23 protein-coding genes are annotated in these 25,659 nt (G+C 71.1%); 15 read left to right on the top strand and 8 right to left on the bottom strand.

Annotation, left to right across the window (positions count from 1 at the left end; all coding sequences use genetic code 11):
- Positions 1–37: 37 nt before the first annotated feature.
- Positions 38–685, bottom strand: coding sequence for a hypothetical protein (locus AV521_RS20505; protein ID WP_256725635.1), 648 nt, complete (start codon positions 683–685; stop codon positions 38–40).
- Between the two features lie 219 nt (positions 686–904).
- Complete coding sequence (locus tag AV521_RS20500) at positions 905–1,570, bottom strand: bifunctional DNA primase/polymerase (RefSeq protein ID WP_076089930.1); 666 nt, start codon at positions 1,568–1,570, stop codon at positions 905–907.
- A gap of 615 nt (positions 1,571–2,185) precedes the next feature.
- On the opposite strand from AV521_RS20500, the gene AV521_RS20495 reads away from it, so the two are divergent.
- From AV521_RS20495 to AV521_RS20485, 3 genes are all read left to right on the top strand, one after another.
- On the top strand, positions 2,186–3,586 hold the full coding sequence (locus AV521_RS20495; RefSeq protein WP_076089929.1) for a PP2C family protein-serine/threonine phosphatase: 1,401 nt from the start codon (positions 2,186–2,188) through the stop codon (positions 3,584–3,586).
- A gap of 156 nt (positions 3,587–3,742) precedes the next feature.
- Positions 3,743–5,230, top strand: coding sequence for an aminopeptidase P family protein (locus AV521_RS20490; RefSeq protein WP_076089928.1), 1,488 nt, complete (start codon positions 3,743–3,745; stop codon positions 5,228–5,230).
- 67 nt (positions 5,231–5,297) lie between these two features.
- Positions 5,298–6,662: a PLP-dependent aminotransferase family protein gene (locus AV521_RS20485; RefSeq protein WP_076089927.1), complete on the top strand. Its 1,365-nt coding sequence runs from the start codon at positions 5,298–5,300 to the stop codon at positions 6,660–6,662.
- 5 nt (positions 6,663–6,667) lie between these two features.
- On the opposite strand, the gene AV521_RS20480 is transcribed toward AV521_RS20485, so the two are convergent.
- On the bottom strand, positions 6,668–7,114 hold the full coding sequence (locus AV521_RS20480) for an ATP-binding protein (protein WP_076089926.1): 447 nt from the start codon (positions 7,112–7,114) through the stop codon (positions 6,668–6,670).
- A gap of 186 nt (positions 7,115–7,300) precedes the next feature.
- On the opposite strand from AV521_RS20480, the gene AV521_RS20475 reads away from it, so the two are divergent.
- From AV521_RS20475 to AV521_RS20435, 9 genes are all read left to right on the top strand, one after another.
- Positions 7,301–8,173, top strand: a complete 873-nt coding sequence (locus AV521_RS20475) for a hypothetical protein (protein WP_076089925.1) — start codon at positions 7,301–7,303, stop codon at positions 8,171–8,173.
- A gap of 147 nt (positions 8,174–8,320) precedes the next feature.
- On the top strand, positions 8,321–9,058 hold the full coding sequence (locus AV521_RS20470; RefSeq protein ID WP_076089924.1) for a YcnI family protein: 738 nt from the start codon (positions 8,321–8,323) through the stop codon (positions 9,056–9,058).
- Between the two features lie 106 nt (positions 9,059–9,164).
- Positions 9,165–9,818 carry an SCO family protein gene (locus AV521_RS20465; protein WP_076089923.1) on the top strand — a complete coding sequence of 218 codons (654 nt, stop codon included), beginning with the start codon at positions 9,165–9,167 and terminating at the stop codon, positions 9,816–9,818.
- Positions 9,815–10,300 carry a copper chaperone PCu(A)C gene (locus AV521_RS20460; RefSeq protein ID WP_076089922.1) on the top strand — a complete coding sequence of 162 codons (486 nt, stop codon included), beginning with the start codon at positions 9,815–9,817 and terminating at the stop codon, positions 10,298–10,300. Before AV521_RS20465 ends, AV521_RS20460 begins: the two co-directional genes overlap by 4 nt.
- Before the next feature lie 16 nt (positions 10,301–10,316).
- Positions 10,317–12,260 (top strand): copper resistance protein CopC, encoded by a 1,944-nt coding sequence (locus tag AV521_RS20455; protein ID WP_076089921.1) that lies wholly within the window; start codon positions 10,317–10,319, stop codon positions 12,258–12,260.
- Between the two features lie 8 nt (positions 12,261–12,268).
- Complete coding sequence (gene efeB / locus AV521_RS20450; protein ID WP_076089920.1) at positions 12,269–13,552, top strand: iron uptake transporter deferrochelatase/peroxidase subunit; 1,284 nt, start codon at positions 12,269–12,271, stop codon at positions 13,550–13,552.
- A gap of 198 nt (positions 13,553–13,750) precedes the next feature.
- Positions 13,751–14,683: a prephenate dehydratase gene (gene pheA / locus AV521_RS20445; RefSeq protein WP_076089919.1), complete on the top strand. Its 933-nt coding sequence runs from the start codon at positions 13,751–13,753 to the stop codon at positions 14,681–14,683.
- Between the two features lie 552 nt (positions 14,684–15,235).
- A complete protein-coding gene (gene serS / locus AV521_RS20440) occupies positions 15,236–16,513 on the top strand; it encodes a serine--tRNA ligase (RefSeq protein WP_076089918.1) in 1,278 nt (425 codons plus the stop codon).
- On the top strand, positions 16,510–17,310 hold the full coding sequence (locus tag AV521_RS20435) for an HAD family hydrolase (protein WP_076089917.1): 801 nt from the start codon (positions 16,510–16,512) through the stop codon (positions 17,308–17,310). Before serS ends, AV521_RS20435 begins: the two co-directional genes overlap by 4 nt.
- A gap of 465 nt (positions 17,311–17,775) precedes the next feature.
- On the opposite strand, the gene AV521_RS20430 is transcribed toward AV521_RS20435, so the two are convergent.
- From AV521_RS20430 to AV521_RS20410, 5 genes are all read right to left on the bottom strand, one after another.
- Positions 17,776–18,018, bottom strand: coding sequence for a hypothetical protein (locus tag AV521_RS20430; RefSeq protein ID WP_076089916.1), 243 nt, complete (start codon positions 18,016–18,018; stop codon positions 17,776–17,778).
- A 101-nt stretch (positions 18,019–18,119) separates the two neighbouring features.
- Positions 18,120–18,839 carry an ABC transporter permease gene (locus tag AV521_RS20425; protein WP_076089915.1) on the bottom strand — a complete coding sequence of 240 codons (720 nt, stop codon included), beginning with the start codon at positions 18,837–18,839 and terminating at the stop codon, positions 18,120–18,122.
- 10 nt (positions 18,840–18,849) lie between these two features.
- The gene (locus tag AV521_RS20420) at positions 18,850–19,761 is read right to left on the bottom strand and encodes an ABC transporter ATP-binding protein (protein ID WP_023548717.1); all 912 of its coding nucleotides are present in this window, start codon (positions 19,759–19,761) and stop codon (positions 18,850–18,852) included.
- Positions 19,758–20,666, bottom strand: coding sequence for an ABC transporter permease subunit (locus tag AV521_RS20415; protein ID WP_076089914.1), 909 nt, complete (start codon positions 20,664–20,666; stop codon positions 19,758–19,760). The genes AV521_RS20420 and AV521_RS20415 overlap by 4 nt, the downstream gene beginning before the upstream one ends.
- Positions 20,656–21,654 carry an ABC transporter ATP-binding protein gene (locus AV521_RS20410; RefSeq protein ID WP_076090036.1) on the bottom strand — a complete coding sequence of 333 codons (999 nt, stop codon included), beginning with the start codon at positions 21,652–21,654 and terminating at the stop codon, positions 20,656–20,658. Before AV521_RS20410 ends, AV521_RS20415 begins: the two co-directional genes overlap by 11 nt.
- Positions 21,655–21,900: 246 nt before the next feature.
- Between AV521_RS20410 and AV521_RS20405 the strand changes: the two genes are divergently transcribed.
- The 3 genes from AV521_RS20405 (at position 21,901) to AV521_RS20395 (ending at position 25,565) form a co-directional block, all read left to right on the top strand.
- Entirely contained in the window at positions 21,901–22,743 is an 843-nt protein-coding gene (locus AV521_RS20405; RefSeq protein ID WP_076089913.1) for a M24 family metallopeptidase, read from the top strand.
- Positions 22,740–24,470 carry an SDR family oxidoreductase gene (locus AV521_RS20400; protein WP_179023250.1) on the top strand — a complete coding sequence of 577 codons (1,731 nt, stop codon included), beginning with the start codon at positions 22,740–22,742 and terminating at the stop codon, positions 24,468–24,470. Before AV521_RS20405 ends, AV521_RS20400 begins: the two co-directional genes overlap by 4 nt.
- Before the next feature lie 156 nt (positions 24,471–24,626).
- Positions 24,627–25,565 carry a MerR family transcriptional regulator gene (locus tag AV521_RS20395; RefSeq protein ID WP_076089912.1) on the top strand — a complete coding sequence of 313 codons (939 nt, stop codon included), beginning with the start codon at positions 24,627–24,629 and terminating at the stop codon, positions 25,563–25,565.
- Positions 25,566–25,659: the final 94 nt, after the last annotated feature.

The following is a 25,659-nucleotide window of genomic DNA, read 5'->3' as shown; positions in this document are numbered from 1 at the left end:
CCATGTCCGCGTACGGTGTACATACCGTCGTGGAGTGTCAACTCCCGCCCGTGGGCCGACCGTTGTTGGTCACGTTCGCCGCGTCACTGCCCGAGCGCAGCAGGAGCGCGCCGTCGACCCCGCGTGTGGCGAACTCGTCGACGGCCGTGTAGCCGTCCGGTCCGCCCTTGGTGTGCTGACGGGGAGTCTCACAGGTGGCGGGCTCGTTGTCGGTGCCCGTGACGCAGTGCATCTGCACACTGCGGCCGCCGGGGCCCATCAGGCTCAGCACGGAGTCCAGCGCCTTGCCGGTGGCGTTGCGGTAGTAGGTGCGGGCCCAGGTGTCCGCGCCCTGGGTCAGCACACAGGTCTGTGCCTCCAGGCCGTCGGCCGAGGTCAGCTGGGGGCCGCACCGCGCGGCGGTGGCCAGGCCGAGCCCGAGCAGCCCCGGTGTCCGGCCGGCATCGGGCATCTTGGCGTCGCCGCCCCCGCCGGCGTCCTCGGCTACGGCGGCATCACCGGCCGCCGCGTCGTCGCGCGAGCCGGCGGCACGGTCCCGCCCGGAGCCCTTGCCGCTCCCGGAGGCGTGCTTGTGCCCCGAGTCCCCCGCGGCGTCCCGCGGCCGCTCCGCCATCGCGTGCCGGGCCGCCTCGCCCACCTGCCCCGCGGACGCCACGGCCAGCGGCAGCACGACCGCCGCCACCACGACGCCGATCAGCGCGAGCAGCCACCACGTCCGGGAATCCGACCGGTGCGCCTCCGCCGGCCGTGCCCCGTGCCGTGGCGATCTACGGCCGTGCCTCCCGGACGGCCCGTTCCCCTGTCCCCCCGAACCCCCAGAACCCCCAGAACCCCCATAAATTCGCAGCATGTGCGGAAGATAACGAGCGAGCGGGGCTCGCCCCCGGCGCCCGCGCCGAGATGCCTAGAACTCGGGTGCGCTCACACCCGTACGAGTGAGGGCGTCGACCACGGCGTCCACCACGGCCTCCACATCGGGCACCCAGGGCGCGGCCGAGCCGGGCAGCGGGGCCCGCTCCCAGCGGAGGGCGCCGTGGCCGGTCTCGGACGGGGGCAGCGCGACATAACCGCCCTCGCCGTGGAAGCGCAGGGAACCGGGGACGAAGTCCTTGGCGTAGAGCAGTTCGCCCAACTGCTGCAGCGAGTACGGCTTGACGAGCAGGGCCCAGCGGTTCGGAGAGGCGATCACCGGGCCGAGCCGCATGCCGCGCCGGTCGAGCAGGGCGAGGGCGTGCGAGGCGGCGAGTGCCGGCAGGCTGACCGCGCAGGGCGCCTTGCCTCCGGTGGCCAGGACGATCGGCGCGCTCGGCCGGTTGGTCCACCACCAGCGCACCATGCGCGCGTCGGTCGTGGCCGCGAGCAGGCCCGGATCGAAGGGGTGCGCGCCGGGCACCGTGCACTCCGGGTCGGGGCAGCCGCAGCGGGCCCGCCCCCGCGGGTCCGGGGCCACGCCCGGGAGTACCGGCCACTGCCATTCGGTCGCGAAGGTCAGGGCCGCGCTGATCAGCTCAGGCCTCCCGTCGTTCCGCCTGGACAGGAGCCTGCGTCGCCTTCCGAGGATCTCGCGCATGAGCGCTCGTTCCTTTCCGTTGCACCGCTGGCAACACCGTGGTCCACATCACACCATGTGTCGATCACTTCACTGTGCGTACCTGTTGGCGCATCACACCCCTGTACACGACAGGGGGAACCCCAAGGGGTCGAGCATTTGAGCCGTGTCCGCGTTCCTTAGTGCGTCTATCAAAAGCACGGTTGCGGCACGGGGGTGGCGAAGTATGGCGTTTTTGCCGTCGCGCGTGTTTCTCTCCGCCTCCGCCAGGGAGGATGGGGCTCGGCCGTCGGTGGCTATGACGCCCGGGTCCGTCGCCAGGTTCCGGGTGGCCCCCAACCACCCCTGGCCTTCTCCGAGTACGTACCCATCACGACCGCTGTGACGCTGCGTGGAGCAAGGCCAGTCGACCGCAATGAACCGATACCCGAGGCAGTTTTAAGCCAACTTGGCAGTAAGGCAAGGGGTTCGAAAGAAACCCTCGTCCGTCTCATGGACACCAGGAATCCCCGCAGGACAATGCTGGACATCCCCTCACGAGTGCGTGTACATGTGGAGACACTGCTAGCGGCGCAGAATGACATGGGGGTTTGCGATGCTTTTCAGCAATACGCACCGGTCTGAAGGCCGGACGCCATGAACGCCCCGCACCCTCCGAAAGTGGCCGGAATCGATCCCACGGTTCCGACGGCAGCACACACTGTCGCGCCCACCCCCCAAACCCCAGGCGCCACCGCCTCCCCGGACGCCGCTCCCGTCCCGGCACCGAACACCCCCGCACCCGGCACCCTCCTCCAGGACCGGCTGGCCGGCTGGGTCTCGGACCTCACGACCCTCCACGAACTCACCGAGCGCCTGTCCCGCACGGACGCGCTGGAACCCGCCCTGCACGAGCTGCTGCGCGCCGGAGCCGCCCTCGTCGGCGCCCGCCGCGGCCTCGTCGCCCTGGAGCCCGGCGACGGACTCGGCCCCCGTACCACCCTCGGCCTCGGCCTCGGCCGCGCCGACCTCGGCCATATCGAGACCGTCCCGCGCGGCGCGCTGCCGTACGACACCGGCACGACCGCCGAGATCGTCCACCCCGACCTGCTCGCCGAGGACGGCCTCGACCCCCGGCACCGCGAGGTGGCCGCCCGCCTCGGCTACGCCGCCAGCTACGCCCTGCCCCTCGCCTCCCGGACCGCCGGCCGTCTCGGCGCCGCCGTCTGGCTCTACGACGAACCGGCCGAGCCCCACGAACGGCAGCGTCATCTCGCCGGCCTCTACGTCCGGCACGCCACCGAGCACCTCGCCCGGCTGGTGGAGGTGGAACGCACCCGCGCGCGCGTGGCGACCATCACCGAGGAACTGCTGCCCACCCGGCTGCCCCGCGTGCCCGGCGTGCAGCTCGCCGCCCGGCACCGCACCGGCCCGCGCGGCGGCGGCGACTGGTACGACGCACTGCCGCTGCCGGACGCCGCGCTCGGCCTGTCCGTCGGCTCGGTCACCGGCTCGGGCCCGAGCGCGGTGGCCGCGATGGGCCGCCTGCGCGCCTCTCTCAGGGCCTACGCCGTGATGGAGGGCGAGGATCCGGTCGCCGTCCTGTCCGACCTGGAGCTGCTGCTGCGGCTGACCGAGCCCGCCCGCTCGGCCACCGCGCTGTTCGCCTACTGCGAGCCCGCCCTGCGCAAGGTCACCCTGGCCGGCGCCGGACACAGCCCGCCGCTGCTGATCGGCCAGCGGCGCACCGAGTTCGCCGAGACCTCCGTCTCCGCCCCGCTCGGCATGCTCGCCTGCTGGGAGGCGCCCAGCGTGGAGTTCCAGGCCGAGTCCGGAGAGACGGTCCTGCTCTACACCGACGGGCTGCTGCACCGTACCGGCGACCCCGTGGACCGCGCCTTCGCCCGCCTGCACGCGGCCGCGGCGAGCATCCCGCGCGCGCTGCGCCACGACCCGGGCGCCGTCGCCGACCACGTCCTGCGCACCGTCCTGCCCAACGGCCTGGACACGGCCGACAGCGAGGAGGACGTGGTGCTGCTGGCGGCCCGCTTCGACTGAGCGAAGCCCCAGGGTGTCGGCATGACCGGGCATAACAGGTCATCCGGCCCGGGTCCACCCACCGTACGACCGTACGATGATGGAGGCCCCCGCTCGGCCACAAGCGTGAGCGTCGCGGGCCCGGGGGAGATCACACGTCGTACCGAGGAGGATCACGTGGCCGACGAACTCAACCCGGCCGTGCCCGATGAAGCTGCTACCGCAGCGGGCCCGGAAACTGAGTCCGAGGAGCCCATCAAGCAGCGGAAGAACGGCCTGTACCCGGGTGTCTCCGACGAGCTGGCCGAGAACATGAAGTCCGGCTGGGCCGACACGGAGCTGCGTGACCTGCAGCCGATCCCGCAGGCCGCCGAGACCGCGCGCCGCCGCGCCGCGCTCTCCGCCCGCTTCCCGGGCGAGCGCCTGGTGATCCCGGCGGGCAACCTGAAGACCCGCTCGAACGACACCGAGTACGCCTTCCGCTCGTCCGTCGAGTACGCGTACCTCACCGGCAACCAGACGGAGGACGGCGTCCTGGTCCTGGAGCCCACTGCCGAGGGCCACGAGGCGACGATCTACCTCCTGCCCCGCTCCGACCGCGACAACGGCGAGTTCTGGCTCTCCGGCCAGGGCGAGCTGTGGGTGGGCCGCCGCCACTCCCTCACCGAGTCCGAGGCGCTCTACGGCATTCCGGCCGCCGACGTGCGCGAGCTCGCCGGCCAGCTCCGCGAGGCCACCGGCCCGGTGCGTGTGGTCCGCGGCTACGACGCCGGCATCGAGGCCGCCCTGACCGACAAGGTCACCGCCGAGCGCGACGAGGAGCTGCGCGTCTTCCTCTCCGAGGCCCGGCTGGTCAAGGACGACTTCGAGATCGGCGAGCTGCAGAAGGCCGTCGACTCGACGGTCCGCGGCTTCCAGGACGTCGTGAAGGTCCTCGACAAGGCCGAGGCGACGAGCGAGCGCTACATCGAGGGCACGTTCTTCCTCCGCGCGCGCGTGGAGGGCAACGACGTCGGCTACGGCTCCATCTGCGCCGCCGGCCCGCACGCCTGCACGCTGCACTGGGTGCGCAACGACGGCCCGGTCCGCTCCGGCGACCTGCTCCTGCTCGACGCCGGCGTGGAGACCCACACGCTGTACACCGCCGACGTCACGCGCACGCTGCCGGTCAACGGCACGTACAGCGAGATCCAGAAGAAGATCTACGACGCGGTGTACGAGGCCCAGGAGGCCGGTATCGCGGCCGTGCAGCCGGGCGCCAAGTACCGCGACTTCCACGACGCCGCCCAGCATGTGCTCGCCACGAGGCTCGTCGAGTGGGGCCTGGTCGAGGGCCCGGTCGAGCGCGTCCTGGAGCTGGGCCTGCAGCGCCGCTGGACGCTGCACGGCACCGGTCACATGCTCGGCATGGACGTCCACGACTGCGCTGCCGCGCGGACCGAGACGTACGTGGACGGCACGCTGGAGCCGGGCATGGTCCTCACCGTCGAGCCGGGGCTGTACTTCCAGGCCGACGACCTGACCGTGCCGGAGGAGTACCGGGGGATCGGTGTGCGGATCGAGGACGACATCCTGGTGACCGAGGACGGCAACAGGAACCTTTCGGCCGGGCTGCCGCGCCGCTCCGACGAGGTCGAGGCGTGGATGGCGTCGCTGAAGGGCTGATCTGCGTTTGAATGGCCGGGTACCGGGGAGGTGCCCGGCCATTCGCGTGCCTAGGGGGAAGGTTCTCGTGAACGACTTCTGGTCCGGTGTGGGTGTGGATCTGCATCTCGAACCCGACTCGGCGGACGGCCGTCGTATCGGGCTGGAGCGGTCCCTGCGGGATGCCGTGCGGGACGGGCGGCTCGCGCCCGGGACGCGGCTGCCGGCCACCCGGCGGCTCGCCGCCGAACTCGGGATCTCGCGCGGCACCGCCAAGGCCGCCTACGACCAGCTCGTCGCCGAGGGATATCTGACGGCGCGCCAGGGCTCGGGCACCCGGGTCGCCGAGCTACCCGCCGTCGAGTCGGCGGAACCCGGCACGGCGACACGCACGCGTGCCCCGCGTTTCGATCTGCGCCCCGGCAGCCCGGACGTCGGTGCCTTCCCGGCGGCCGCCTGGCTGCGCGCGCTGCGCCGGGCCATCGCGACGGCGCCCTCACTGGCGTACGACTACGGCGACCCGCGCGGCCGGATCGAGCTGCGCACGGCGCTCTCCGGGTATCTGGGCCGGGCGCGCGGGGTGCTCGCGCCGCCGGAGCGGATCGTCATCACCTCCGGGTACGTCCAGGGCCTGGCGCTGCTCACGCGCGTGCTGGACGGCGCCACCGTCGCCATGGAGGACCCCGGGCTGCCGTTCCACCGGGAGGTCGTGCGGCGCAACGGCGGAACGGTCCTGCCGGTGCCGGTCGACGCGCGCGGGGTGCGACCCGAGCGGCTGGGCGAGGCGGCCGCCGTGGTGGTCACCCCGGCGCACCAGTACCCGACCGGTGTGACCCTGCACCCGGAGCGGCGACGGGCACTCGGCGACTGGGCACGCGCGCGTGGCGGACTGATCGTCGAGGACGACTACGACGGGGAGTTCCGCTACGACCGCCAGCCGGTGGGCGCGTTGCAGGGCATGGCGCCCGGCCGGGTGGTGTACCTCGGCACCGCCTCCAAGACGCTCGGCCCGGCGCTGCGGCTCGGCTGGATGGTGCTGCCGCCGCAGCTGGTCGACGCGGTCGCCGACGCCAAGCTGCACAGCGACCACCACACCGAGACCATCGGCCAGCTCGCGCTCGCCGAACTGATCGACAGTCACGCCTACGACCGGCATGTGCGCGCATGCCGGCTGCGCTACCGGCGTCGCCGGGACCAGCTGCTGGACCGCCTGGGGGCCGGCCGGAGCGTGCACGGGATCGCGGCGGGGCTGCACGCGCTGATCGACGTGCCCGACGAGGCCGAGGTGCTGGCCCGCGCGGAGGCGGAGGGCCTCGCCCTCGGTACCCTCGGCGACCACTGGCACACCCCCGGCCCCGGCCGCCCGCAGGGCCTGGTCGTCGGCTACGGCACACCCCGCGAGCGGGCGTACCCGGAGGCGCTGGAGGTGCTGGCGAAGGTGCTGGAAGCCTGAACCGCTCAAGCGATGAGCAGGGGAGGATCCTTCTTCCACTTGAGGATCTTGTCGAAGCTGACCACCGTGCCGCTCCGGCCGGGCTTGGCGCCGATCTGGACGTGATCGGCGAGTTCCTGGATGAGACAGAGTCCTCGGCCGTGCTCGGCGTCCGGGCGTGCGGGGCGGATCTCCTGGGCGCGCGGGAACCCCGGTCCGGAATCGGCCACTTCGATACGGCACTTCTCGCCGTCGAGATACGCCGTGACCCGGTACGCCCCCGAGAAGCCGCCGTGCGGGGTGCGCCCGCCGTGCTCGACGGCGTTCGCGCAGGCCTCGGTGAGGGCGACGGACAGGTCGTAGGAGATCTCGGGGTCGACGCCCGCCGTCTCCATGGTGCCGATCAGCAGCCGTCGGGCGAGCGGCACGCTCGCGGCCTCGCGACGCAGATGGAGTGACCACCAGATGCTCATGCTCCAGCCTCCTGGCCGCGGCTCGACATACCGATACGTATTGCCGCCCATAGCTGCCCGTAAGCACACCGATGACGTGACTCCGCCCATACGGCCGATGCGCCGCCGGAGGAATCGGTGTATGAGGGGCGATCCCGCGGCCCTGCCGTAGGGCGCCGGTAAACCCAGTGCGATGATGGGCCCGCCATGACTGCCCTCCACCCGCGCACAGCGCGCCCCGGAGCCGGGCTCCGGATCCTGCGGGCCGCGGTGTTCGCCGCGGTCTGTGTCGCGCTGGCCGCGTGCGGGCACGCCCTCGCCTCCTGCGCGGGCGTGCCGCTGTGGACGCTGGGTGCGGGGTTCGCCGGCTGTCTGCTGCTCGTGGTGCCACTCGCCGGGCGGGCCCGCTCGCTGCCCGGCATCGCCGCGCTCCTCGCGCTCGGCCAGACCGCGCTGCACACGCTGTTCGGGCTGGGCCAGCACGGGGCCGCCATGGTCTCCGGGCAGATGGCGACGGGGGCGATGGGGTCCATGAACCCCGCCGGCTCCACGGGCTCGCTGGGCTCCTCGCTCAGCGACACCGCGCTGGTCGAGCAGGCCGCGCGGTACCTGTGCGGATCGAGCCCCGGGGCCCTGACCCCCGGGCGTGCCTTCCACGTCCTGCTCGCCGCGCACCTCATCGACCGCTCCGGCCGGCCCTTGACCGTGCCGGGCGCCCTGCCCCACGCATACGACGTCACCGGCTCCTCCACCGCGCTGCTGCCCTCGCTGCCGATGCTGCTCGGCCACATCCTCGCGGCAGTCGCCGCCGGCTGGCTGCTGCGCCGCGGCGACCTGGCCCTGATGCGGCTGATCGAGCTGTCGGCGCACGGAGTCACGGAGGGGGCGCTCGTACGATCGCTGCGCGCGGCGCTCGCGCTGACGTGCGCCCTGTGCGCCGAGTTGCTGCCCGCCGCGGGGTCCGGCCCGCGCGGCCGTCGTACCGCCGGGGACGAGCCACCCACTCCGCGCACCGGCGCCCTCCAGCACACGGTGATCCGGCGCGGCCCGCCCGACGCCCGCTTCCTTCTCGCCGCCTGACGCGACGCGCGCACCACTCCACGGCAGACCGATGGGAGAGGCCGCCGCGGTCGCGCGGCACGCACGCGTGCGCTGAACGCGCAGAGCAGCAGGGCACGCGCGCGCCTCTCTTCGTCACCGGAACTCTCAGAGTGGAGTACCCCTGCCATGCAGGCTTCTCGTCTCGCCTCGCGCGTCGCCGCCGCCACCGCTGTCGCGGGCACGGCCGTCCTCGCGCTGTCCGTCCCCGCCTTCGCGCACGTCACCGTGCAGCCGGAGGGCACCGCGGCCAAGGGCGGCTACGCGGTCGTCGACTTCAAGGTCCCCAACGAGCGCGACAATGCCTCGACCACCAAGGTCGAGGTCGCCCTCCCGAACGACCACCCGCTCGCCTCGGTCATGCCCGAGCCCGTGCCCGGCTGGAACGTGCAGGTCACCAAGGCCAAGCTGGACAAGCCGCTGACCATGCACGGTGAGAAGACCGACGAGGCCGTCACCAAGGTCACCTGGACCGCCGCCGACGGCAAGGGCATCCAGCCCGGCTACTTCCAGAAGTTCCCGCTCTCCGTCGGTGCCCTGCCCGAGAACACCGATCAGCTCGTGTTCAAGGCGCTGCAGACCTACTCCGACCACGAGGTCGTGCGCTGGATCGAGGCGCCGCAGGCCGGCCAGGACGAGCCGGAGAACCCGGCGCCGGTCCTGCAGCTGTCCACCGCGACCGACGGCCACCACGGCACGGCGAACGCCAAGGACACCGCCGACCGGACCGGGAACGCTGCCGCCGCCACGGACTCCGGCTCCCATGACACCGACACCACCGCGCGCGTGCTCGGCGTGGTCGGCATCGTCGTCGGCGCCGCGGGCGTCGCCTACGGCGTCCTCGCCGGCCGTCGCCGGACCGCCTGAGCCCGTTCCGTACCGCGCACGGGGGGGGTACGACGCGTGCGACGCTGTCGTGGCCGTCGTACGACCCCGGTGCGCGCCGGATTACTCACATCTGGGACATTTTTCTATGCGTAAGAAGACGTTCGCCGCGGCCGCGCTGCTCGCCGCCGCCACCCTGACCCTGTCCGCCTGCGGCAGTGGGAACGACGACAAGTCGCCGGTCTCCGTGGTCTCGGAGGAGTCCGGCTCGGGCAAGGCCGCCACCGTCCTCGACCAGCCCTTCGAGAAGCCGGACCTCGTCCTCACCGACACGCACGGCAAGAAGTACGACCTGCGCAAGGAGACCAAGGGCCATCCGACCCTCGTCTACTTCGGCTACACCCACTGCCCCGACATCTGCCCGACGACGATGAGCAACATCGCCGTCGCCAAGAAGGCGCTGCCCCAGGCCGAGCAGAACGACCTGCGCGTCGTGTTCGTCACCACCGACCCCGGCCGTGACACCCCGGTCCAGCTGGGCAAGTGGCTCAAGGGCATCGACCCCCAGTTCATCGGCCTGACCGGCGACTTCGCCACCATCCAGGCCGGCGCCCGCTCGGTCGGCATCTCCGTGGAGCCGACGACGAAGGACAAGAACGGCAAGCTGGTCTCCGTCCACGGCACCCAGGTCATCGCCTTCTCCCCGAAGACGAACGCCGGTTACGTCCTCTACGGCGAGGACGCCTCGGTCGACGACTACACCAGGGACCTGCCCAAGCTCGTCAAGGGAGCGAACCCGTGAGGCAAGCCCCAGGGCGCCGAACCGTCCTGACCGCAGCCGCCCTCGCCGGCACGCTGGCCCTCGCGGGCTGCTCGGACTCGGGGTCGAAGTCCGGCTCCGGCTCCTCGAAGGCCGAGCTCTCGGTGAGCGGGTCGTACATACCGCAGCCGGTCTCCGCCGACATGGCCGCCGGCTTCCTGACCATCACCAACAAGGGCGGCACCAAGGACGAGCTGACCTCGGTGAGCAGCGACGCCGCCGGCCAGGTCACCATGCACAGCACCATGGGCGGCGCCATGCAGGAGCAGAGCTCCTTCGCCATACCCGCCCACGGTCAACTGGTGTTCAAAAGCGGTGGCAACCATCTGATGTTCGAGAAGCTGAAGCGCAAGCCGAAGCAGGGCCAGACGGTCACCGTGAGACTCACCTTCGCCGAATCCGGGCCCCTCACCGTCGAGATGCCGGTGAAGTCAGCCACGTACAACCCGTCGACCGGCCACTGAGGGAGGGACCGACACCGTGACGCGGACCATCACCCCCACACGGCAGCGGAGCAGCCTGCGCATCCTGGTGCTGCTGTTCCTCGCCGTCACCGGCGCACTGCTGGCGGGCGCCGGACCGGCCTCCGCGCACGCGGCGCTGACCGGCAGCGACCCCACGCAGGGGGTGGTGGTCAAACAGGCACCCAGCCAGGTGTCGCTCACCTTCTCCGAGAAGGTGGCGATGAACGACGACTCGCTGCGCGTCCTCGACCCACGGGGCAAACCGGTGCAGAGCGGCAAACCCGGCAACGTGAGCGGGACGACGTACGCCGTGCGGCTCAAGAGCGGCCTGGGCAAGGGCACCTACACGGTCACCTACCAGGTCGTGTCGGCCGACAGCCACCCCGTCTCCGGCGCCTACACCTTCTCCATCGGGGCGCCCTCGCAGACCGTGGTCTCCGGCACCGGGCCGGTCGCGGGCGGCGGAGTCGTGGGCGGGCTCTACGCGTTCGGGCGGTACGCGTCGTACGCCGGCTTCATCGTGCTCGCGGGCGGCGCCGCCTTCGTACTCGCCTGCTGGCAGCGCGGCGCCGGTGTACGGGCCCTGCAGCGGCTCGTCGTCGGCGGCTGGCTCACGCTCACCGCGGCCACCCTGTGGCTGCTGCTCCTGCGCGGCTCGTACACCACCTCCGGCAAGGTCGCCGATGTCTTCGACCTCGGGCTGCTCGGCCAGGTGCTGCAGACCAAGACCGGCGCGGCCCTGGTCTCCCGGCTGCTGCTGCTCGCCGCCGCCGCGCTGTTCATCGCCGTCCTCTTCGGCGCCTACACCAAACGGGAAGAGGGCGAGGACAAGCGCGACCTGACCTTCGGGCTCGCGATCGGCGGGGTGGTCGTCGCGGCCGGGCTCGCCACCAGCTGGGCCATGGCCGAGCACGCCTCGGTCGGGCTCCAGCCGGGCATCGCCATGCCCGTCGACGTCCTCCATCTGCTCGCCGTCGCCGCCTGGCTGGGCGGGCTCACCGCCCTGCTCGTCGCCCTGTACCGGGCACCCGCCGAGACACCGGTGGAGGCCGCCGCCGTCACCCGCTTCTCCCGCGTGGCATTCGGCTCCGTCCTCGCGCTCGTCGCGACCGGCACCTACCAGTCCTGGCGCCAGCTGGGCTCCTGGTCGGCGTTCACCGACACCCGGTACGGACAGCTGTTGCTGGTCAAGATCGGGCTGGTGGCGCTGCTGGTCGGCATCGCCTCGGTCTCCCGGCGCTGGACGGGCCGGCTCGCCGACACGGCCGCCGTCACGACCGAGCAGCCCGAGAGGGAACGGGTCGCCTCCGGGGCGGCCAAGCAGTCCGCCGGCTCCGGTGCGGCCAAGCAGTCCGCCAAGGGCAAGACCAGCGGAGACCCCCGGCGCGCCGAGCAGCTCGCCCGGCAGCGGGCCGCGATGGACACCGCCCGGCAGAAACGGCTGCGCGACGGTGACGCGAACCGCTTCGGGCTGCGCCGCACGGTGCTCGCCGAGGCGGGCGTCGCGGTCGTGCTCCTCGCCGTCACCACCTGGCTGACCCAGACCGAGCCGGGCCGCACCGAGCTGGAGGCCAAGGCCGCCGGCTCGTCCTCGAACTCGGCCACGGCGCCCTCGAACGGCGCGCTGACCCTGGACATGCCCTTCGACACCGGCGGCAGCGACGGCAAGGGCATCGTCAGCATCGACCTCGACCCCGCGCGCGTGGGCGGCAACGAGATGCACGTATACGTCCAGCGACCCAACGGCCGGGCTTTCGACATCCCCGAGATCAAGGTCGCCTTCACTCTCGAGGCGAAGAAGATCGGCCCGCTTCCCGTGACCCCCGACCACATCACGACCGGCCACTGGTCGGCGAGCGGAGTGCAGATCCCCATGGCCGGCGAGTGGAAGATCGCCGTCACCGTGCGGACCTCCGACATCGACCAGGTGACCGTCTCCAAGAACGCGCAGATCGGCTGAACGACACCATGCCCGACCAGTCCACCCCCCAGGCCCGTATGTCCGCCGAGGTGTCGCAGGAGCCCGATCCCACCGGCGGCCTCGGCGTCTCGCGGCGCGCGCTGCTCGGCACCGCCGGTGCCACCGGGCTCGTGCTCGGCGCGGCCGGCGGGGCCGTGGGCTATGCCGCGGCGCCCGCCCCGGCCACCCCGCTGACCTCGGTGGGCTCCGACCGGGTGATGTTTCACGGGAAACATCAGCCCGGCATCACTGAGGGCCTCCAGGCCCGTGGCCATCTCGCCGCCTTCGACCTGGCGGCGGGCGCGGGCCGCAAGGAGGCTGCGGCTCTGCTGCGCCGCTGGTCGACGACGGCCGAGCGGCTGATGTCGGGCGAGGCCGCGCCGCACGACGACACCGATGTGGCCCGCGACGCCGGGCCCTCCTCGCTGACGATCACCTTCGGCTTCGGGCACGGCTTCTTCGGCAGAACCGGTCTGGAGAAGCAGCGGCCGAGCGCGCTGGACCCGCTGCCGGACTTCTCCTCCGACCACCTCGACAAGGCGCGCAGCGACGGCGATCTGTGGGTGCAGATCGGCGCGAACGACGCCCTGGTCGCCTTCCACGCCCTGCGCGCGATCCAGAAGGACGCGGGCGGCGCGGCCCGGCTGCGCTGGCAGATGAACGGCTTCAACCGCACCCCGGGCGCCACCGCCCGCCCCATGACCGCCCGCAACCTCATGGGCCAGCTGGACGGCACCCGCAATCCGAAGCCCACCGACTCCGACTTCGACCGGCGGATCTTCGTGCCCGCTTCGGGCGAGCCGGCCTGGATGGCGAACGGCTCCTACGCCGTCGTACGCCGTATCCGGATGCTCCTGGACGACTGGGAGAAGCTGTCGGGGTCCGCCCAGGAGCAGGTCATCGGGCGCCGCAAGGCCAACGGGGCACCGCTGTCCGGGGGTGGCGAGACGACCCCGATGGATCTGGAGAAGACCGACGCCGAGGGCGAGTACGTCGTCCCGCTCAACGCGCACGCCCGGATCACCCGGCCCGACAAGAACGGCGGCGCGGCCATGCTGCGGCGCCCCTTCTCCTACCACGACGGTTTCGAGGCGGACGGCACGCCCGACGCCGGCCTGCTCTTCGTCTGCTGGCAGGCGGACCCGCTGCGCGGCTTCGTACCGGTACAGCGCAAGCTCGACCGGGGCGACGCGCTCTCGCAGTTCATCCGGCACGAGGCGAGCGGTCTGTTCGCGGTGCCGGGCGGGGCGGCGAAGGGCGAGTACGTGGGGCAGCGGCTACTGGAGGGGTAGCCCGGGTGTGACGGGGTCCCGGAGTGCGACGAAGTTACGGGGTTTACCAGGGTTACGTGGTTCAACAGGCGTTACGGAGTTGACCGGGGTTACGGGGTTGACTGGATTTACTGGGGATTCCGGACACAAACCACCCGGTCGAGTGGCTGTCGTGAGACACCTGAGCCCGGGCGGCGCGCGGCCATTAGGGTGAGGGACATGCCAGCGAGCTATGCGTATCTCGGCCCCGAGGGCACCTTCACCGAAGTCGCCCTGCGGACACTCCCGGAAGCCGCCACCCGGGAACTCGTTCCGTTCGTGTCGGTGCAGTCCGCACTGGACGCGGTGCGGGCCGGCGAGGCCGAGGCAGCGTTCGTGCCGATCGAGAACTCCGTCGAGGGCGGCATCACCACCACCCTGGACGAGCTGGTCGCGGGCGAGCCGCTGACCATCTACCGCGAGGTCCTGCTGTCGATCACCTTCGCGCTGCTGGTCCGGCCCGGCACGAAGCTCACGGACATCAAGACCGTCTCCGCGCACCCGGCGGCCCAGCCGCAGGTGCGCAACTGGCTGCGCACGCACCTCCCGGACGCGGTCTGGGAGTCGGCCGCCTCCAACGCGGACGCCGCCCGCCTGGTCCAGGAGGGCCGCTACGACGCCGCCTTCGCGGGCGAGTTCGCCGCCGCCCGGTACGGCCTCGAGGCCCTGGAGACCGGGATTCACGACGCCGAGAACGCCCAGACCCGGTTCGTGCTGGTCGGCCGCCCGGCCCGGCCCGCCGCGCCGACCGGTGCCGACAAGACCTCGGTGGTGCTGTGGCAGCGCGACGACCACCCGGGTGCGCTGCGCGACCTGCTCGGCGAGTTCGCCTCGCGCGGCATCAACCTCATGCTGCTCCAGTCCCGGCCGACCGGCGCCGGTATCGGCAACTACTGCTTCTGCATCGACGCCGAGGGCCATATCTCCGACCGGCGGATGGCCGAGGCACTCATGGGGCTGAAGCGGATCTGTCTCCAGGTGCGCTTCCTCGGCTCCTACCCGCGCGCGGACATCACACCGGCCCAGGCCCGTCCGACGCCGCCGGGGACGTCGGACGAGGAGTTCATGGCGGCGGCGGACTGGGTGACGCGCTGCCAGGACGGCCGTTTCTAGCCAGTCATACCTGCATATCATCGTTATCCACAGAAGTTATCCACAGGTCCGCTTCTCGACCTGGGGACAAGTCGACAGGGGTGTGTGAGTCAGTCGACAAATCGCCTCTCGCGGCCCCCGGGCGGCCACCGCTCCACACCTCACCCTTCGTCCACTCGTTTCCGTTGATTCATCTTTTGGAGCGACCACTTTCCACCCAAAAGTGGGTGTGACCCGGGTTTGCCCTGGGAATTCCTCAGTCCGGTGACAGCTTCCGGAGTGATCAATTCCGAAATCCACAGACCTTCCACACAGCCTGTGGATAACTCTCCGAGGGGTGTGGATTTCTGTGGACAACCGGGTCGCGAAGTCCCGTTCTCCACAAGGGAATCCAGTCAATCAGACGCCTGGGACCTGCCCCGTCCCAGGGAGTGAGACACTTTCCCTTGACGCTGTTCTTATACGTTCCGCATTTTGCCCATAACGGAACGTAAGTGTACGAACAGTGGCAAATGAGAACTCCATGGAATAGGGATTCGTGAGCGGCAAGCCCGCACCGGTAGCCTTGGCCTCGTGATTGACCTTCGCCTGCTCCGTGAGGACCCCGACCGTGCGCGCGCCTCTCAGCGCGCCCGTGGAGAGGACGTCGCGCTCGTCGACTCCCTCCTGTCTGCCGACGAGCGGCGCAGGTCCTCCGGCGTCCGCTTCGACGAGCTGCGTGCCGAGCAGAAGCAGCTCGGCAAGCTGATCCCCAAGGCCACCGGCGACGAGAAGGCCGAGCTGCTCAAGCGCGCCGAGCAGCTGAAGGCCGACGTCAAGGCCGCCGACGCCGAGCGGGACGCGGCCGACGCCGAGACCCAGGAGCTGCTGCTCCGGCTCGGCAACCTCGTCCACCCCGACGTGCCCGTCGGTGGCGAGGAGGACTTCGTCACGCTGGAGACGCACGGCACCATCCGTGACTTCGGCGCCGAGGGTTTCGAGCCCAAGGACCACCTGGAGCTGGGCCAGATCCTCGGCGCGATCGACGTCGAGCGCGGTGCCAAGGTCTCCGGCTCCCGCTTCTACTTCCTCACCGGTGTCGGCGCCCTGCTGGAGCTGGCCCTGGTGAACGCGGCGATCGCCCAGGCCACCGCGGCCGGCTTCACGCCCATGCTGACCCCGGCGCTGGTCCGCCCGCAGTCCATGGCGGGCACCGGCTTCCTCGGCCAGGCCGCCCAGGACGTCTACCACCTCGACAAGGACGACCTGTACCTGGTCGGCACGTCCGAGGTGCCGCTGGCGGCCTACCACATGGACGAGATCATCGACGCCGACCGTCTCCCCCTGCGCTACGCGGGCTTCTCGCCCTGCTTCCGCCGCGAGGCCGGCTCGCACGGCAAGGACACCCGGGGCATCTTCCGTGTGCACCAGTTCGACAAGGTCGAGATGTTCTCGTACGTCGCGCCCGAGGACTCCCAGGCCGAGCACCAGCGCCTGCTGGAGTGGGAGAAGCAGTGGCTGACCTCGCTGGAGCTGCCGTTCCGCGTCATCGACGTCGCCAGTGGTGACCTCGGCTCCTCGGCCGCCCGCAAGTACGACTGCGAGGCGTGGATCCCGACCCAGGGCAAGTACCGCGAGCTGACCTCGACCTCGGACTGCACCGAGTTCCAGTCCCGCCGCCTGTCCATCCGCGTCCGCGACGGCAAGCAGGTCAAGCCGCTCGCCACGCTCAACGGCACGCTGTGCGCCGTACCGCGCACGATCGTGGCGATCCTGGAGAACCACCAGCAGGCCGACGGCTCGGTCCGGGTCCCCGAGGTGCTGCGCCCCTACCTGGGCGGCCGGGAGGTCCTGGAGCCGGTCGCCAAGTGACCGGCCTCCCGTACCGGCTGATCGCCACCGATCTTGACGGAACGCTTCTGCGCTCCGACGAGTCGGTCTCGCAGCGCACCCGTGACGCGCTCGCCGCGGCCACCGCGGCGGGCGCGGCCCACATCGTCGTCACCGGCCGCGCGGTCCCGTGGACCCGGCACATCCTGGACGACCTCGGCTACGACGGCCTCGCCGTCTGCGGCCAGGGCGCGCAGGTCTACGACGCGGGGACGCACCGCCTGCTGACCTCGGTCACCCTGGACCGGCAGCTGGCGGGCGTGGCCCTGGCCAAGATCGAGGCCGAGGTGGGCCCGCTGTACCTGGCGGCCAGCCGCGACGGCCTCGACGGCGACGTCCTGGTGGGCCCGGGCTACGCGGTCACCGGTTCTCTCCCCGCCACCCCGTTGACGGAGGTCTCCGACCTCTGGGCGGCTCCGCTGAACAAGATCTACATACAGCATCCGACGCTGTCCGACGACGCGCTGGCGGACGCGGCCCGACAGGCGGCCGGCGGCTTCGTCACGGTCGCCATGGCGGGCGAGGGCATCGTGGAACTCCTCCCGCTGGGCCTCTCCAAGGCGACAGGACTGTCTCTGGCTGCTCGCCGTCTGGGTCTGAAGGCGGCCGACACGATCGCCTTCGGCGACATGCCCAACGACATCCCGATGTTCGCCTGGGCCGCCCACGGCGTAGCCATGGCCAACGCCCACGAGGAGCTCCGCGTGGTCTCTGACGAGGTCACGGCCTCCAATGAGGAGGACGGCATCGCGGTGGTACTGGAGCGACTGCTGGCGTAGCTGCGGGGCCGCCCCGTCGGGCCTGCCGTCGGCTGCTTGGCGCCGTCGTCGCTGCTGGCAGTCGTGCCGCTGGGGCGGTACGGGTGGGCGCTGAATTACCCCCTGGGGTACCCGAGGGAGGCGCCTCTTGGCGCCGAGTTGCGCGACTCACCCGCCCGCCCCAGCGCAGGATGCCCCCTGGAACTGGGGGCCACAGGGAAGGCGGCCCACGCGAGCGAAGCGCTCACGTGCTCGAAGCGGCCGCCCCGGGCTGCCCCTGGGGCTCGACGGTGGGGTAACTACACCGGAGCCGGCCTCGGGCTGCCCTGCCGGGAGCTGGGCGTACTGCCGTGCATGGACATCGCCCGGCTCCTCTCCCGGATCGCGGCGCCGGGACGTTCCCGGCGGATGGGGCACAACCACTCTGCCCCGCCGCCGAGTTGGACGCCACTGAATTAACCGGTACCCGGACAGCGAGAGCCCTTGCTACCGGCGGCGCCACCTGCGGCGCCGTGCCTTGCTGAAGAACCAGCCCGCCGGCGGCTCGTCGGAGCGCCACGGCTGCGGCTCGGGTTCCTCGGCCCGCCAGCGCGCGGCGAGCATCCGGGCTCTTGCGGACGGCTCGGAGGTCCCGGCGGCGTGGACGAAGGCCTCGTCCAGGACCAGTTCGTCCCAGGCGTCGCCATCGGACCGCCCACGCCCGTCGTTCTGCGGTATCTCCTCTGCCATCACCGGCCTCCTAGCCGTGCATCCGCTTTTGCCCAGTGTGCCCGGACCGAGGTCAAGCCCCCGTCAAGGCCGCCGGGCCCCGACGGGGCCCCACCCGGTGCCTACTCCTCGCCCGCCAGCTTCAGCGTCCGCAGCTTCTGTCCGGCGTACCAGGTGGCCAGCGCGGTGACCGCGACCAGCAGCACGGTGGCCGTCGTCAGGCTCACGTCCGAGGTCACCAGGTCTCCGCCGGCGATCTTGTGGGCGACGGCCAGCGACCACTGCTGAACGCTGAGCGTGCGCGCGCCGGGCACCAGCGAGCCGAACAGGGCCTCCCAGACCAGTGCGTAGACGAGCCCGAAGACCACCGCGTGCCGGGAGACCGTGCCGAGCAGCAGGAACACCGCCGAGTAGGCGATGGAGGAGACCAGCGCGGCGACCGTGTAGGCGACGGCGATCTGCTGGCCGTTGCCGTTGAGGATCAGGCCGGCAATCAGGGTCGGCACTGCCGAGAAGACCATGGTCACGGCGATGGCGACGATCAGCTTGGTGAAGATGATCGTAGGCCGCTTCAGCGGCTTGGACAGCAGATAGACGACGGAGCCGTCGTCGATCTCCGGGCCGATCGCGCCCGTGCCCGCGATGACGCCGATGATCGGCACCATCGTGGCGATCGCGAAGCCGCCGAGCACGTCGGAGGCGGTCTGGTCGTCGGCTCCGGTCAGGGCCCGCACGGCCACGGAGAGCACGATCAGCAGCAGCGGCAGCGCGCCGAGGATGAGGGCCCGGCGTCGGCCGAGCAGGGCCCGGTAGGTGAGCCGGGCGACGGTGGGGTCGTACATCTTCGGCCTCCTACGCCGCGACCAGGTACGAGAAGACGGACTCCAGGGACTCGTCGGACGGCGAGACCGTGAGGAGCCGGATGCCGTGGTCCCGGGCGACCTTCGGCAGCAGGGCGGTGAAGCGGCCGAAGTCGACGGCCTGGATGCGCAGCGCACCCTCGCTCATGTCGACCTCGATGCCGGCCGTCGAGGGGTCGGCGATCAGCGCGGCCGCGAGTGCGCGGTCGTCGCTGGAGCGGACCAGATAGCGGTGCGGGCGGTCGGTCATCAGCCGGCGGATCTTGCGGAAGTCGCCGCTGGCGGCGTGCCGTCCGGCGACCACGACCTCGATGTGCCGGGCGAGCTGCTCGACCTCTTCGAGGATGTGCGAGGAGAACAGCACGGTGCGGCCCTCGTCGCCCATCTTCCGCAGCAGGTCCATCAGTTGCATGCGCTGACGCGGGTCCATGCCGTTGAACGGCTCGTCCAGCAGGAGCAGCGAGGGGTCGTGGACCAGCGCGCTCGCCATCTTCACGCGCTGGCGCATGCCCTTGGAGTACGTGGCGATCCTGCGGTCCTGCGCGTACTCCATCTCGACCGTGGCCAGCGCCTTCTGCGCCGCCTTGGCGCCGAGGCCGTGCAGTTCGGCGTTGGCGACGACGAACTCGCGACCGGTGAGGAAGTCGTACATCGCCTCGCGCTCGGGGACGATGCCGATGTGCCGGTAGATCTGCTCGTTGCGCCACACCGGCTGTCCGTCGAGGGTGACCGTGCCGGTGGAGGGGGCGAGGAAGCCGCCCATCATGTTGATCAGGGTGGACTTTCCGGCGCCGTTGGGACCGAGCAGGCCGGTGACGCCGGGGCCGATGGTCATGGTGATGTCGTTGACGGCGACCACATTGCCGAACCAGCGGGAGACGTGGTCGATGCTGAGCGTGGTCACAGTCCCACCTTCTTGTAGCGGCGCATCAGCAGGCCGTAGCTGCCGGCGATCAGGGCGAGCACGACCAGGACGTAGAGCACTCCCTGTCCGGCCGACGGGCTGATCGCTCCGGGGTTGCGGGCGGTCGCGCCCAGGAAGGCCGACTGGACGCCGTCGATGAGTGTGACGGGTGAGAACAGGCCGATCCACGGGATGGCGGAGGTGTGGTTCTGCACGTCGGCGATGGCCTGGAGGGTGCTGACCGCGCCATAGGAGATGATCAGCACGGCGATCACGGCGGCGATGCCGAAGCCGCGGCGCGGGGTGACGGCGGCGATGACCAGGCCGATGCCGGCGAAGAGCAGGGAGAGCAGCGCCACGGAGACCAGTCCCTCGGCGAATTCCTTCGTCTGGTGGGCGAAGCCCAGCTTGGACAGCAGCGCGCCCACGTACATCACGAGCAGGGGAGCGGCGGTCAGGATGAAGATCGCCGAGGCGAGTGACGCGAACTTGGCGCGGACGTAGTCGGCGGTCTCGATGGGCCGCGAGAAATACAGCGGCACGGTCTTGAAGCGCAGGTCGCGGGAGACGGCCTGGGGTGCCTGTGCGGCGACGTACAGGCTGATCACGGCCTGCATCATGATCGCGTAGCGGGTGTAGGCCACCGGTAGTTCGTGCGCCTTGGTGGCGACCGCGACGGCCACCATGATGGCCGCGGGCACGCACATCACCGTGAACAGCAGCATCGGCAGCACCTTGGACTTGGCCGAGCGGCCGAGGCCGTAGGCGCCGCGCAGGGACTGCGAGAACAGCGAGCGGCGGGCGTAGGCACGGCCGAGGCGGGGGCCGTCGTAGCCGCGGTAGCCGATGTCGTGGATGCGGGTCTGGTCGCCCGCGAGGGTGGTCAGGGGCTGCTCAACCGCCATGGCCGACGGCCTCCTTCCGCTGCTCGTCACTGCCGCGCTCGTCGCTGCTGTGCTCGTCTGCTGCGCTGGTGAACACCTCGGAGATGTGGTGCCGGCGCTGCTCCATGCGGACCAGGCCGAGGCCGAGGTCGGCGACCACGTCCCGGACCAGGTCGTAGGTCTCCTCGCCCTGGGCGGTGAGCAGCAGGATGTGCCCTGCGCCGGGCAGGCCCGCGCCCTCGGCGTGCGTCTCCACCCCGCGCGCGTGGAACTCGTCGCGGACCGCGCGGGTTCCGTCGGGGTGGGTGTCGCTGTCGGTGACCTCGATCGCGAGGGTGGTCGTGGTCTGCGTGAAGTCGGTGGTGGAGCTGGAGCGCAGGAGCTTGCCGCCGTCGATGATGACGACGTGGTCGCAGGTGCGCTCCAACTCACCCAGCAGATGGGAGGTGACCAGGACCGAGATGCCGAACTCGGTGTGGATGCGACGGATCAGGCCGAGCATCTCGTCGCGGCCGACCGGGTCGAGGCCGTTGGTCGGCTCGTCCAGGAACACCAGCTGCGGGTCGTGCACCAGCGCCTGGGCGAGCTTGACGCGCTGCTTCATGCCGGTCGAGTAGCCGCCGATGGGGCGGTAGCGCTCCTCGTACAGACCGACGTGGCGCAGGGTGTCCGCCGTGCGCTCGCGCGCGGCGGTGGGCGGCAGGCCGGACATGCGCGCCATGTGGACGACGAACTCGGTGGCCGAGACGTCCGGGGGCAGGCAGTCGTGCTCCGGCATGTAGCCGACGCGCTCGCGGATGGCCCCGCCCTTGGTGGCGACGTCGAGGCCGAGCACCTCGGCGCGGCCCTCCGTGGCGGGGGAGAGACCCAGCAGGATCTTGATCAGGGTGGACTTGCCGGCGCCGTTGGCTCCGACGAGTCCGGTCACACCGGGCCCGATGTCCACGGACAGCCGGTCGAGAGCGGTCACCCGGGGGAACCGCTTGCTCAGGCTTTCGGTCGCGATCACAGTCACGCCTACGACGGTAGTGATCCCGGCCACGGCGGTCGTCAGACCAGAGAGCCGTCTTCGCGTCAGACCCAGGTATTACGGGACCCTAGGGGTCACCCTGCCCAGGAGTTACCGCGGGTTTTCCACAGCCTGCCACCCCTCCTATTGACGCCACCTCTAACAACTGTCACATTCACCAGTGTCAAGTTACGGACGCGTACCGCAGTCGACGGACGAGTCGGCGGCACGACGGGACGGGGCGGCATGACGACGGCAGTGAGCAGCGAACTCCCCGTGGAACTGCGGGGTTTCAGGCGGGTACAGCGCCTCGCCTACGAATGCGCGGAGGCGGTCGCGGCGCGGCTGGAGCCGGGTGTGACGGAGCGCGGGGCGGCGCGGATGCAGCGGGAGTATCTGCGCGAGCGCGGGGTGCGGGACTGGTTCCACCTGCCCTTCGCGTGGTTCGGCGACCGCACCGCGTTCGTGAACTTCCGCATCCCCCTGCAGTTCTTCCCGACCGACCGGGCCCTTGAGCCCGGCATGCCGTTCATCCTGGACATGGCGCCGGTGTACGAGGGGTACACGGCGGACATCGGCTATTCGGGCTCGCTCGGGGTCAACCCGGTGCAGGACCGGCTGATGACCGACCTGGAGGCGCATCGCGAGCTGATCCTGCGCGAGGTGCGCGAACGGCGCCCGCTGCGCGAGATCTACGAGGACGTGGACCGGCTCATGGTCCGCCAGGGCTACGCCAACCGGCATCGCGCGTACCCGTTCGGCGTGATCGCCCACAAGGTGGACCGGGTGAAGCAGCGCCGCTTCTCGCCGCACCTGTTCGGGTTCGGTACGCAGTCCCTGAAGGGCCTGGCCGCCGACGCGCTGCACGGCCACCGCGAGGGCTGGTCCCCGCTGTGGTCGCCGTACCGCTTCTCGGACCACCCGCCGCAGCCGGGCCTGTGGGCGGTCGAACCGCACCTCGGTTTCCGGGGTACGGGCGCGAAGTTCGAGGAGATCCTCGTGGTCACCGACTCGAAGGACCCCGAACAGAGCGCGTTCTGGCTGGACGACGATCTGCCGCACGTGCGGCGCTGGGCGGAGGAGAAGTGACGCTGAAAGGTGCGCGGGAGCGCCGGGTGGCGGCCGGCGGGGTCGAGCTGTGCGTGGCCGAGCTGGGCGATCCGGAAGCGCCGACGGTGATGATGGTGCACGGCTACCCGGACAGCAAGGAGGTCTGGTCGGAGGTCGCCGTCCGCCTCGCCGACCGTTTCCACGTCGTCCTGTACGACGTCCGGGGCCACGGCCGCTCGACGGCCCCCCAGCCGCTGCGCGGCGGCTTCACCCTCGCCAAGCTCACGGACGACTTCCTGGCCGTGGCGGACGCGGTGAGCCCGGACCGCCCGGTGCACCTGGTCGGCCATGACTGGGGCTCGGTGCAGTCGTGGGAATTCGTGACGGCGGGCCGCACGGAGGGCCGTATCGCCTCCTTCACCTCCATCTCCGGGCCGTCCCTGGACCACTTCGGACACTGGATCAACGCACGCGTGAAGCGTCCGACGCCCCGCCGGGTGGGTCAGCTCCTCGGCCAGGGCGCCAAGTCCTGGTACGTGTATCTGCTGCACACACCCGTCCTGCCGGAGCTGGCCTGGCGCGGGCCGCTCGGCAAACGCTGGCCGGGGATCCTCCAGCGGGTCGAGAAGGTCCCCGCCGGGAACTACCCGACCTCCTCCCTTCCCTCCGACGCGGCGCACGGCGCCTGGCTGTACCGGGACAACGTCCGCGCCCGGCTGACCAGGCCGCGCCCCGACGCGTACGCGCACGCGCCCGTGCAGCTCATCACGCCCCAGGGGGACGCGTTCCTCTCCGAGCGTCTCTACGACGACCTGGAGCAGTGGGTGCCCCAGCTGACCCGCCGTACGCTCCCCGCCAAGCACTGGGTCCCGCGCACCCGCCCCGATCAACTCACCTCCTGGATCGAGGAATTCGTCATGTCCGTGGACGGCGGCCGCCACGCCGACCGGTTCTGCGGGCAGCTGGTGCTGGTCACGGGTGCGGGCAGCGGCATCGGCCGGGCCACCGCGTTCGCGTTCGCGGAGGCGGGCGCGCGCGTGGTGGCCGTCGACCGCGACACCGAGGCCGCCGCCCGCACCGCCGAACTGTCCCGGCTGATCGGCGCGCCCGAGGCCTGGGCGGAGACGGCCGACGTCTCCGACGAGCAGGCGATGGAGAAGCTGGCCGAGAAGGTGCACCGCGAGTACGGCGTGCTGGACGTGCTGGTCAACAACGCGGGCATCGGCCTGTCGGGCTCCTTCTTCGCCACGACGACCGACGACTGGCGCAGGGTTCTGGACGTCAACCTCTGGGGCGTGATCCACGGCTGCCGGCTCTTCGGCGCGCGGATGGCCGAGCGCGGCCAGGGCGGCCACATCGTCAACACCGCCTCGGCGGCCGCCTTCCAGCCCTCCCGCGCCCTGCCCGCCTACAGCACCTCCAAGGCGGCGGTGCTGATGCTCTCCGAGTGCCTGCGCGCCGAACTCGCCGGTCAGGGCATCGGGGTGAGCGCGATATGCCCCGGAATCGTCAACACGAACATCACGGCCACGGCCCGCTTCGCCGGCGTGGACGAGGCCGAGGAACGCCGCCGCCAGAAGAACTCCGCCCGCCTGTACGGCCTGCGCAACTACCCACCGGAGAAGGTCGCCGAGGCAATCCTGGACGCGGTGACCCGCAACCGAGCGGTCGTCCCGGTGACCCCGGAGGCCAGGGGCGCCCATGCGTTGTCCCGGTTCATGCCGGGGGCACTGCGCAGGCTGGCGCGAGTGGAACCGAAGTTGTGAACCTCGGTGCGGCTCCGTCGACTTGACAGTGCCGCCGCCGCTGCGGGCAGTCGTGCCTCCCCCCAATACCTCAAGGGCCCTGGGGACCCCCAGGCGGCACCCCACCCCCGCCACAGCTCCAGCTCCAGCTCCAGCTCACCAGCCAAGGAGCCGCACATGCCAGATCCCCCGGCCGAGAACACGTACCGCATAGAAGACCTGGCCCACCAAACCCGCACCACCGTAAGAACCATCCGCGCCTACCAGGACCGCGGCCTCCTCCCCCGCCCCGAACGCCGAGGCCGCGCGAACCTCTACTCCGAGACCCACATCACCCGCCTCCACCAGATCGCCCACCTCCTCGACCGCGGTTACACCCTGGCCTCGATCAAGGAGTTGCTGGACGCCTGGGACACCGGGCGTGGTCTGGGCGGAGTCCTCGGCCTGGTCACCGAGGTGGACGGACCGTGGACGGACGAACGCCCCGACCGCGTCACCCGCACCGAACTGAACGCGCGCTTCGGCGGCACCCCCGACGACGACGCCGTGAGCGAGGCGGTCGAACTCGGCGTGCTGGAACGGATCGACGACGACCCCGACACGTTCCTCGTACCGAGTCCCCAAGAACTCTCCGTGGCCGTCGAGTTGCACGCGGCCGGAGTCCCGCTGTCCGCGATCTCCGGCCATCTGCGGGAGTTGAGGGGTCAGGTCGAGCACATCGCGGCCCGTTTCCTGGAGTTCACCACCGAGTACGTCTTCGCACGCTATCTGGACGACCCCGAGCACCGTACGGACGCACACGCCGCGGAAGCCGCGTCACTGGTGCGGCGGCTGCGCCCGCTGGCCCGGCAGACGATGGACGCCGAACTGGCGCGGGCCATGCGCTCGTTGGCCACCCGGCATCTGCGCACACACCTGGGTGCGGAGCAACCCACCGAGGAGCGGTCCGACGACCGCTGCGTCGCGCTTCCCGCCGGCACGGTCGCCGCTGTGGAAAGGCTGGTTGGCCGGGAACACGTCTCCGAGTTCATAGCACTGGCAGCCGAACGCGAGCTGCGGGCACGCGCCTTGGACCATCTCGCCTCAGGCACCGTACAGAGTGAGGAAGTTCGCTAATCACCCCAATAGGTACGCCACTTGTCCACAGATTCGCCAATTCCCCTGTGGATAACCTCACTTGGTTGTGGATCAAACCTACGAACAAAAAAAC

This window comes from Streptomyces sp. IMTB 2501, from assembly GCF_001953885.1.
GTDB lineage: Bacteria > Actinomycetota > Actinomycetes > Streptomycetales > Streptomycetaceae > Streptomyces.
Note: the sequence above shows the minus strand (reverse complement) of the source record. Positions and strands in the feature narration are given on the sequence as shown.

What these genes read in the sequence shown, in the direction of transcription:
- AV521_RS20500 (WP_076089930.1), bottom strand. Translation starts at nt 1,570, where the DNA reads ATGCGCGAGATCCTCGGAAGGCGACGCAGGCTCCTGTCCAGGCGGAAC.
- AV521_RS20495 (WP_076089929.1), top strand. Translation starts at nt 2,186, where the DNA reads ATGAACGCCCCGCACCCTCCGAAAGTGGCCGGAATCGATCCCACGGTT.
- AV521_RS20480 (WP_076089926.1), bottom strand. Translation starts at nt 7,114, where the DNA reads ATGAGCATCTGGTGGTCACTCCATCTGCGTCGCGAGGCCGCGAGCGTG.
- AV521_RS20475 (WP_076089925.1), top strand. Translation starts at nt 7,301, where the DNA reads ATGACTGCCCTCCACCCGCGCACAGCGCGCCCCGGAGCCGGGCTCCGG.
- AV521_RS20470 (WP_076089924.1), top strand. Translation starts at nt 8,321, where the DNA reads ATGCAGGCTTCTCGTCTCGCCTCGCGCGTCGCCGCCGCCACCGCTGTC.
- AV521_RS20465 (WP_076089923.1), top strand. Translation starts at nt 9,165, where the DNA reads ATGCGTAAGAAGACGTTCGCCGCGGCCGCGCTGCTCGCCGCCGCCACC.
- efeB (WP_076089920.1), top strand. Translation starts at nt 12,269, where the DNA reads ATGCCCGACCAGTCCACCCCCCAGGCCCGTATGTCCGCCGAGGTGTCG.
- pheA (WP_076089919.1), top strand. Translation starts at nt 13,751, where the DNA reads ATGCCAGCGAGCTATGCGTATCTCGGCCCCGAGGGCACCTTCACCGAA.
- AV521_RS20430 (WP_076089916.1), bottom strand. Translation starts at nt 18,018, where the DNA reads ATGGCAGAGGAGATACCGCAGAACGACGGGCGTGGGCGGTCCGATGGC.
- AV521_RS20425 (WP_076089915.1), bottom strand. Translation starts at nt 18,839, where the DNA reads ATGTACGACCCCACCGTCGCCCGGCTCACCTACCGGGCCCTGCTCGGC.
- AV521_RS20415 (WP_076089914.1), bottom strand. Translation starts at nt 20,666, where the DNA reads ATGGCGGTTGAGCAGCCCCTGACCACCCTCGCGGGCGACCAGACCCGC.
- AV521_RS20405 (WP_076089913.1), top strand. Translation starts at nt 21,901, where the DNA reads ATGACGACGGCAGTGAGCAGCGAACTCCCCGTGGAACTGCGGGGTTTC.
- AV521_RS20395 (WP_076089912.1), top strand. Translation starts at nt 24,627, where the DNA reads ATGCCAGATCCCCCGGCCGAGAACACGTACCGCATAGAAGACCTGGCC.